This is a genomic window from Kitasatospora sp. NPDC002040 (assembly GCF_040296785.1).
GTDB lineage: Bacteria > Actinomycetota > Actinomycetes > Streptomycetales > Streptomycetaceae > Kitasatospora.
In genome coordinates this window covers 1-8,257 of sequence record NZ_JBEOXV010000036.1, presented here as the reverse complement: position 1 = coordinate 8,257, position 8,257 = coordinate 1, and the positions used below count along the sequence as shown (strand labels likewise).

7 protein-coding genes are annotated in these 8,257 nt (G+C 73.2%); 2 read left to right on the top strand and 5 right to left on the bottom strand.

Translation table 11 applies throughout. The annotated features are described in order from the left end of the window. Nucleotides 1-161: 161 nt before the first annotated feature. Nucleotides 162-926, bottom strand: a complete 765-nt coding sequence (locus ABT118_RS32565; RefSeq protein ID WP_350678482.1) for an IclR family transcriptional regulator — start codon at nt 924-926, stop codon at nt 162-164. Nucleotides 927-1,029: 103 nt separating this feature from the next. After that, nucleotides 1,030-1,917, bottom strand: coding sequence for a homocysteine S-methyltransferase (gene mmuM, locus ABT118_RS32560; RefSeq protein ID WP_350678477.1), 888 nt, complete (start codon nt 1,915-1,917; stop codon nt 1,030-1,032). Nucleotides 1,918-1,974: 57 nt separating this feature from the next. Here mmuM and ABT118_RS32555 point away from each other — a divergent pair, with 57 nt between their 5' ends. Further along, on the top strand, nt 1,975-2,487 hold the full coding sequence (locus ABT118_RS32555; RefSeq protein WP_350678473.1) for an NUDIX domain-containing protein: 513 nt from the start codon (nt 1,975-1,977) through the stop codon (nt 2,485-2,487). 7 nt (nt 2,488-2,494) lie between these two features. Here the strand turns inward: ABT118_RS32555 and ABT118_RS32550 are convergent, their stop codons facing one another. Continuing rightward, entirely contained in the window at nt 2,495-3,328 is an 834-nt protein-coding gene (locus tag ABT118_RS32550) for a hypothetical protein (protein WP_350678468.1), read from the bottom strand. An 88-nt stretch (nt 3,329-3,416) separates the two neighbouring features. Between ABT118_RS32550 and ABT118_RS32545 the strand changes: the two genes are divergently transcribed. After that, nucleotides 3,417-5,435 (top strand): acetoacetate--CoA ligase, encoded by a 2,019-nt coding sequence (locus tag ABT118_RS32545; protein WP_350678464.1) that lies wholly within the window; start codon nt 3,417-3,419, stop codon nt 5,433-5,435. 55 nt (nt 5,436-5,490) lie between these two features. Here the strand turns inward: ABT118_RS32545 and ptsP are convergent, their stop codons facing one another. Further along, the gene (gene ptsP, locus ABT118_RS32540) at nt 5,491-7,161 is read right to left on the bottom strand and encodes a phosphoenolpyruvate--protein phosphotransferase (protein WP_350678458.1); all 1,671 of its coding nucleotides are present in this window, start codon (nt 7,159-7,161) and stop codon (nt 5,491-5,493) included. Between the two features lie 89 nt (nt 7,162-7,250). Beyond that, entirely contained in the window at nt 7,251-7,700 is a 450-nt protein-coding gene (locus ABT118_RS32535) for a PTS sugar transporter subunit IIA (RefSeq protein ID WP_350678453.1), read from the bottom strand. Nucleotides 7,701-8,257 lie beyond the last annotated feature (557 nt).

The following is an 8,257-nucleotide window of genomic DNA, read 5'->3' as shown; positions in this document are numbered from 1 at the left end:
CGGGGGGGTCACATCCCCTTCACAAATCACGCGCCTTTTGGTCCCGGGGGCGCCCAATTAACCCCCCTCATCCCCCATAACCCTCAAAAAACACCGGGGGGGGGGGGGCCCCACCCCCCCCCGCGCCTGCGGGAATCTCACCAAGCGTCAGAATCTGCCGGTCAGAACCGGCCGGCCCCCAGGTCCCGGGAGATGGCCCGGGCCGCGCTGCGCACCGAGGCCACCAGCGACGGCCGGACGAACCCGTCCTCGCAGACCCGCTCCACCGCGCCGCTGATGCAGACCGCACCCACCGGATTGCGCCGCCGGTCCTGGATCAGCGCACCGATCGAGGCCACGCCCTCCCAGGTCTCCTCGACCGCGTCGGCCCAGCCGCGCTCCCTGGTCAGCCCGCACTCCTCGTCCACCGAGGCCAGGTCGGTGAGCGTCCGAGAGGTGTACGACTCCAGCGGCTCCTCGCCCAGCTCGCCGCGGGCCACCGGGTCGTACGCAAGCAGCACCTTGCCCAGCGCGGTGGAGTGCAGCGGCTGCATCGAGCCGACCTCCAGCACCTGGCGGGTGTCGTCCGGGCGGAACACGTGGTGGACGATCAGCACCCCGCGCTGGTGCAGCACCCCGAGGTAGACCGTCTCCCCGCTGGCCCGGGCCAGGTCGTCCGCCCACACCAGCGCCCGGGCCCGCAGCTCGTGCACGTCCAGGTAGCTCTGACCCAGCCGGAGCAGCTCCGCGCCCAGCTGGTACTTGCCGCTCTCCGGATCCTGCTCGACGAAACCCTCCTGCTGGAGCGTGCGCAGGATGCCGTGTGCCGTCCCCTTGGCCAGGTCCAGCGAGGTGGCCACCTCGGACAGACCGAGCCGCCGCTCGCCGCCGGCCAGCAGCCGCAGGATCGAGGCAGCCCGGGACAGCGACTGGATCGGGCCGGGCATTGCGTACCTCCGCTGACAGGCGGTCGACATTGTCGACCGCAGTGGTATCGCACTGAGTCTGCCAGGCCGACGGCCGGGCGTGCACCTTTCGCGGCAGCGGCTGTCAGTTCCGGTGCGCCCGGACCACCCCGGCGAGCGCCGTGATCTGGTCGGGACCGACCCGGCAGCACCCGCCCACCAGCCGCGCGCCGTCGGCCAGCCACCCCGCCACCCGGTCCGGCCGGAAGGTCGGCTCGCCCCGCCAGTCCCGCCCCTCCCAGCGCTCCCCGCTGTTCGGGTACACCACCACCGGCTTCCCGCCCGCCCGGGCCGCCACCCCGACCGCCGGGTCGGCGTCCTCGGGCGCGCAGCAGTTCACCCCGACCGCCAGCACTCCGGGCGCGTCGGCCGCCAGCGCGAACGCCTCGCCGATCGGCTGCCCCGCCCTGGTCCGGTCGCCCTCGATGCTGAAGGACACCCAGGCCGGGATCCCGATCCCGTCCAGTACCCGCAGCACCGCCGCCGCCTCGTCCGTGTCCGGGACCGTCTCCACCGCGAGCACATCGGGACCGGCCGCCGCCAGCGCCTCGATCCGGGGCCGGTGGAAGTCCACCAGCTGACCCTCGGTCAGCCCGTACCGGCCCCGGTACTCCGACCCGTCCGCCAGCACCGCCCCGTACGGCCCCACCGAGGCCGCCACCCAGCCCGGCCCCGCCGCCCGCGCCAGCTCCACACTGCGGCGCAGCAGCCGCACCGCGCCCGCCCGGTCCACACCCCGGCGCGCGAAACCCTCGAAGCTCGCCTGGTAGCTGGAGGTGATCGCCACCTGCGCACCCGCCGCGAAGTACGCCCGGTGCGCCTCGGTGATCGCCGCCGGCTCGTCCGCCAGCAGCCGGGCCGACCACAGGTCGTCCGAGAGGTCGTGCCCCGCGTCCACGAGCCGGTTCGACAGCCCCCCGTCCAGGACCAGCGGCCCGGCCGCCAGCGCCGCCGCGAACGTACCGGTCCTCATCGCACCCACCTCCACCATCCCCGACACACCGTCAGCCCTTCCCACTACCATCCAGTCATGACCGGCCACCACTCGCACTGCCACTTCTGCGGCACGCCCTACCCGACCGCCGCCGCCTGGCCGCGCACCTGCCCCGGCTGCGGCGGGATCAGCTACCGCAACCCGCTGCCGGTCGCCGTCGCGCTGCTCCCGGTCGAGGTGCCGGACGGCGCCCGCAGCCTGCTGGTCATCCGCCGCACCATCGACCCCGGCTACGGCGAGCTCGCCCTCCCCGGTGGTTACATCGACTTCGGCGAGACCTGGCAGCAGGGCGCCGCCCGGGAGCTCCGCGAGGAGACCGGCATCGAGGCCGACCCGGCCGAGGTCCGCCTCGCCGACACCGGCAGCGACGAGCGGGGGATGTTCCTGATGCTGTTCGCCCTCTTCCCGCCCCGCCCGCTGGCCGCCCTGCCCCCCTCCGTCCCGACCGAGGAGACCGACGGCTGGCAGTTGATCACCGCCCCGACCCCGCTCGCCTTCCCCCTGCACACCCAGGTCGCCGACGCCTGGTTCAAGGGCGCCTTCGACTGACGCCGGGTCAGTCGCCGTAGGAGTACACGGGGAGGTGATTCCCCTGGCGGCTCGCCGGGACCAGCAGCAGCCAGAGCGCGCCCAGCAGCACCCCGCAGACGGCCACCACCATCCCGCCGGTGAGCCGCGGCTCCGTCGGCAGGGGCACCGTCACCAGCGCCGGCAGCGCCAACAGGAACGGCACGGCCAGCACGCCCACCCGCTGCGCGGCCGAGCGGACCGTCCAGGCCAGCGCCAGCTGCTCCCGCGCCGGGATGTCCCGGCTGCACCAGCCGATCACACCGTTGATCACCACCCCGGGCAGCATCGCGAACCCGGTCACCAGCAGGCAGAACAGCGCCCCGCCGTCCCCGGCCACCGGACGGACCAACAGCATCGCCAGCACGGCGGGCTGGAACGAGACCAGCAGCCAACCGGCCAGCCGGAGCGCCGTGCGCCACCCGTTCCGACTCCCGTTCGGCGCGTACCCGGGCACCAGCCCCCCGGCCCGCGCCAACGGCGTGCCCGCGTCCGCGAACCGGCGCAGCAGCTGCCGGGCCGACCGGAGCACCAGCACCCAGGCCACGGCCGCCGCCAGCGCCAGCCCGCCCACCAGCACCACGTCCCAGCGCGACCGGGGATCGGCCGGCGGCCACCACACCAGGGCGTCGGCGACCAGCACCAGGACCACCGCCAGCGCCACGCAGGACCGCGCCGCCCCTATGTACCGCCGACCGGCCGCTTCCGCCTCCGGCCCCAGCGCGTCGACCCCGACCAGCTTCCCCACCTCGATCGCCATGGCACCGATGGTCGCACCCGCGACCGGGCCGACCCGGGCCACCCTGGCGTCCGGGACGATCACATGGCAGAGTCCAGCAGCGTCAACGCTCCTCCGGGGCGGGCCGCCACAAGCCGGTCCCGTCCCACCGACCGGCCGGGAGACCACCACCGTGAGCACCCCAACCCAGGACCAGCCGCTCTGGCGGCCCGACCCCGCTCGCGCCGCCGCCACCCAGATCGTCGCCTTCCAGGCCTGGGCCGCCGAGCACCACGGCGCCCCCGCGGCCCCGCTCGCGCCCACCGGCAGCGACGACGAGGCCGCCGCCCGGTACGCCGCCCTGCACGCCTGGTCCACCGAGGACCTGCCCCGGTTCTGGGGGGCCGTCACCGAGTGGTTCGACGTCCGGTTCGCCACCGAGCCCGAGGCCGTGCTCACCGAGCAGTCGATGCCCGGCGCCCGCTGGTTCCCCGGCTCCCGACTCAACTACGCCGCCGAGGCCCTCCGCCGGGGCGAGGACGACGACTACCGCGACCGGCCCGCGATCCTGCACCTGGACGAGACCGCCGAGCAGCCCACCGCCCTCAGCTGGGCCGAACTCCGGCGCCAGGTCGGCTCGTTGAGCGCCGCCCTGCGCGAACAGGGCATCCGCCCCGGCGACCGGGTGGCCGGCTACCTGCCGAACATCCCCGAGGCCGTGGTCGCCCTGCTCGCCACCGCCGCCGTCGGCGCCGTCTGGACCAGCTGCGCCCCCGACTTCGGCGCCCGCAGCGTGCTCGACCGGTTCCAGCAGCTCGAACCCGTCGCCCTGATCGCCGTGGACGGTTACCACTACGGCGGCAAGGACCACGACCGCCGCGAGGTGGTGGCCGAGCTCCGCCGCGAACTCCCGTCCCTGCAGACCGTGGTGCACGTCCCGCTGCTCGGCACCGAGGCCCCCGCCGGCACCCTGCCCTGGGCCGGCCTGACCGCCTCCGACACGGAGCCGGTCTTCGAGCCGGTCCCGTTCGACCACCCGCTCTGGGTGCTCTACTCCTCCGGCACCACCGGCCTGCCCAAGGCCATCGTGCAGAGCCAGGGCGGCATCCTGGTCGAACACCTCAAGCAGGCCGGCCTGCACCTCGACCTCGGCCCCGACGACCGCTTCTTCTGGTACACCTCCACCGGCTGGATGATGTGGAACTTCCTCATCGCCGGCCTGCTGGTCGGGTCCACGATCGTCACCTACGACGGCAGCCCCGGCCACCCCGACACCGGCGCCCTCTGGTCCGTCGCCGCCCGCACCCGCGCCAACGTGCTGGGCACCTCCGCCGCGTACGTGATCGCCAGCCGCAAGGCCGAGCTGCACCCCGGCCGCGACCTCGACCTCTCCGCCGTCCGCTGCATCGGCACCACCGGCTCCCCGCTGCCCCCTGACGGCTTCCAGTGGATCTACGACGAGGTCAAGCAGGACGTCTGGCTCGCCTCGGTCAGCGGCGGCACCGACGTCTGCTCCTGCTTCGTCGGCGGCGTCCCCACCCTGCCCGTCTACCTCGGCGAGATCCAGGCCCCCTGCCTCGGCTCCGCCGTCGAGGCCTGGGACGTCAACGGCGACCCGCTCACCGACCAGGTCGGCGAACTGGTCGTCACCAGGCCGCTGCCCTCGATGCCGATCGGCTTCTGGGGCGACAAGGACGGCAGCCGCTACCACGACAGCTACTTCGACATGTACCCCGGCACCTGGCGGCACGGCGACTGGATCACCGTCACCTCGCGCGGCACCGTGGTCATCCACGGCCGCTCCGACTCCACCCTCAACCGGCAGGGCGTCCGGATGGGCTCCTCGGACATCTACGAGGTGGTCGAGCGGCTCCCCGAGATCACCGAGTCGCTGGTGATCGGCCTGGAGGAGGCCGAAGGCGGGTACTGGATGCCGCTGTTCGTCGTGCTCGCCCCCGGCGCCGCCCTGGACGAGGACCTGATCGGCCGGATCCGCACCTCGCTGCGGACCGAGCTGTCGCCCCGTCACGTCCCCGACGAGGTCATCGCCGTCACCGGCCTGCCGCACACCCTCACCGGCAAGCGGATCGAGGTCCCGGTCAAGCGCCTGCTGGCCGGCACCCCGCTGGAGCAGGCCGTCAACCCCGGCTCGGTCGACAACCTCGACCACCTGCGGTTCTTCGAGCAGCTCGGCCGCGACCGCCGCGCCTGACCCATGCGGAAGGGGCGCCCACCGACCGGTGGGCGCCCCTTCTTCCGCTCTGCTGCTACTCGCCGGAGAGCACCTGCTGGGCCGCGGCCCTGGCCTCGTCGGCCGTGTCCGCGGCACGCGCCGCGTCCGCCGCCCGCCGGCACTGCGCCAGGGTGTACTTCGCCAGGGTCGAGCGCACGTACGGGATCGCCGCCGCGCCCATCGACAGGCTGGTCACACCGAGACCGGTCAGCACACACGCCAGCAGCGGGTCGGAGGCCGCCTCGCCGCAGACGCCACAGCTCTTGCCGACCGACTTCGCGGCCTCGGCCGAGAGCGCCACCAGGTCGAGCAGCGCGGGCTGCCACGGGTCCTGGAGCCGCGCCAGCGCGCCGACCTGACGGTCCGCCGCGAAGGCGTACTGGGCCAGGTCATTGGTGCCGAGCGACAGGAACTCGACCTCGTTCAGGATCGAGCGGGCCCGCAGCGCGGCCGAGGGGATCTCGACCATCGCACCGAACTTCGCCTTCAGCCCGGCCTCGCGGCAGGCATCCGCGAAGGCCTTGGCGTCCACCCGGTCGGCCACCATCGGGGCCATCACCTCGAGGTACACCGGCAGACCCTCGGCGGCCTTGGCCAGCGCGCGCAGCTGGGTCTGCATCACCTCGGGGTTCTCCAGCAGGGTGCGCAGACCGCGCACACCGAGCGCCGGGTTGGGCTCGTCCGCCGGGGTGAGGAAGTCCAGCGGCTTGTCGGCACCGGCGTCCAGCGCCCGCACCACCACCCGGCCCTCGGGGAACGCCTCCAGTACCTTCCGGTACGCCTCGACCTGCTTCTCCTCGCTCGGCGCCTTGGCCGAGTCGTCGAGGAACAGGAACTCGGTCCGGAACAGCCCGATGCCCTCGGCACCGTTCTCCAGCGCGGCGGGCAGATCCGCCGGGCCGCCGATGTTGGCGAGCAGCGGCACCTTGTGGCCGTCCGAGGTCTGGCCCGGACCGGAGGAAGCGGAGAGCGCGGCCTTCCGCTCCGCCGCGACCCGGCGCAGCTCGGCCTGCTTCTCCTCGGACGGGTCGATCAGCACCTCGCCGGTCGAGCCGTCGACCGCCGCCAGCACGCCCTCCGGCAGATCCGTCGCACCGGGCATCGCGACCACGGCGGGCACACCCATCGCCCGGGCCAGGATGGCGCTGTGGCTGGTCGGCCCGCCCTCCTCGGTCACGAAGCCGAGCACCAGGGTCGGGTCCAGCAGCGCGGTGTCGGCCGGCGCCAGGTCCCGGGCGAAGAGCACGTACGGCTCGTCGCTGTCCGGCACACCGGGCATCGGCACGCCGAGCAGGCGCGCCACGATCCGGTTCCGCACGTCGTCCAGGTCGGCGACCCGCCCGGCCAGGTAGTCCCCGGCGGCGGCGAGCAGCGCCCGGTAGGCCGCGAAGGCGTCGTACACGCCCCGCTCGGCGCTGCTCCCGACGGCGATCCGGCGGTTGACGTCGGCGATCAGCTCGGGGTCCTGCGCCATCAGCGCCTGGGCCTCCAGCACGGCCTGGGCCTCGCCGCCCGCCAGGTTGCCGCGGGCGATCAGGTCCGCCGCGACGGCGTCCACGGCCGCCTGGGCGCGCGCCTGCTCGCGAGGCGCGTCCTCGGTGGGGATCTGGGTGGCCGGGGGCTCCAGCACGGCCGTGCCCATGTGCCGGACCTGGCCGATCGCGACACCGTGGCTGACACCTACGCCTCGCAGCGCCTGTTCCATTGTGGGTTCCTTTCACCCGGGGTACTGGCCGAGCCGTCCCGTCCCCGGATGCAGGGCACGGGACGGCGCGGTGCGTTCTTCTCGGTCCGTCAGTTCCAGATGAAGAGGTCGCCGTCGACGGCGACCTCACCGGACTCGACGACCCCGGACAGCGAGTCGGCCGAGGCCTCCAGCGCGACGATCGGGGAGATCGGCGACTTGCCGGCCTTCTCGACCTCGGCCGGGTTCCACCGGATGACGGCCTGACCGCGGGTGACCGTGTCGCCCTTGGACACCAGCAGCTCGAAGCCCTCGCCGTTGAGCTGAACGGTGTCGATCCCCAGGTGGGTCAGCACCCCGTGGCCGTCGGCGTCCACCACCACGAAGGCGTGCGGGTGCATGGAGACGACGACGCCGTCCACCGGAGCCACCGCCTCGGTGGGCTCACGCACCGGGTCGATGGCGGTGCCGGGGCCCACCATGGCGCCGGCGAAGACAGGGTCGGGCACATTGGCGAGCCCGACGGCGCGACCAGCCAGCGGCGAGGTCACAGTGGTCATGGTGGAGCCTCCCAGGTAAGGAGCACAGCGTGCCGCCGCGGACAGCGGCGGTGTGATCGTGCTGAAGCCTAAATCATGTCAACTACGGACATTTCGCAAGCTGCTCCCCAGGGCGGGTCCCGACTGGCGGCCCGGCCCCGGTGGTGCACGTTTGCGGCCCCACCCCGTTCGAGTCCCTGCTGGCAGGGGCTTGTTGGGGTACGAGTGGTCTAGTCCTCTTGGTCGACGCGCCGCACTCTACGCCATGCGGGTGAGCTGCGACGATCGCGCCGATCGGGCGGCATAGAGGGGTGTGAAGGCGACACCCAGGGCCGATCGGGTGAGGGGCAGCGCGGCTCGATTAGGCACTCCGCTGCGGAAGGGCTATGGTTTGTCGAGTCGCCGCAAGACGGTGATGAACACCAGATGTCGAGTCCGCAAAACTTCGGTTAAAACGAGGTAAACGGATCTGCTAAGCTGGTGGAACGAACGAAGCGCCCGGAGGGTCCGCCTGATAAGCGGCTCGAAGGAAGTGTCCGTTCCTTGAGAACTCAACAGCGTGCCAAAAGTCAACGCCA

Bases quoted from the DNA above. Each gene is read 5' to 3' on its own strand.
- ptsP (WP_350678458.1), bottom strand. From the start codon at position 7,161: ATGGAACAGGCGCTGCGAGGCGTAGGTGTCAGCCACGGTGTCGCGATC.
- ABT118_RS32565 (WP_350678482.1), bottom strand. From the start codon at position 926: ATGCCCGGCCCGATCCAGTCGCTGTCCCGGGCTGCCTCGATCCTGCGG.
- ABT118_RS32535 (WP_350678453.1), bottom strand. From the start codon at position 7,700: ATGACCACTGTGACCTCGCCGCTGGCTGGTCGCGCCGTCGGGCTCGCC.
- mmuM (WP_350678477.1), bottom strand. From the start codon at position 1,917: ATGAGGACCGGTACGTTCGCGGCGGCGCTGGCGGCCGGGCCGCTGGTC.
- ABT118_RS32555 (WP_350678473.1), top strand. From the start codon at position 1,975: ATGACCGGCCACCACTCGCACTGCCACTTCTGCGGCACGCCCTACCCG.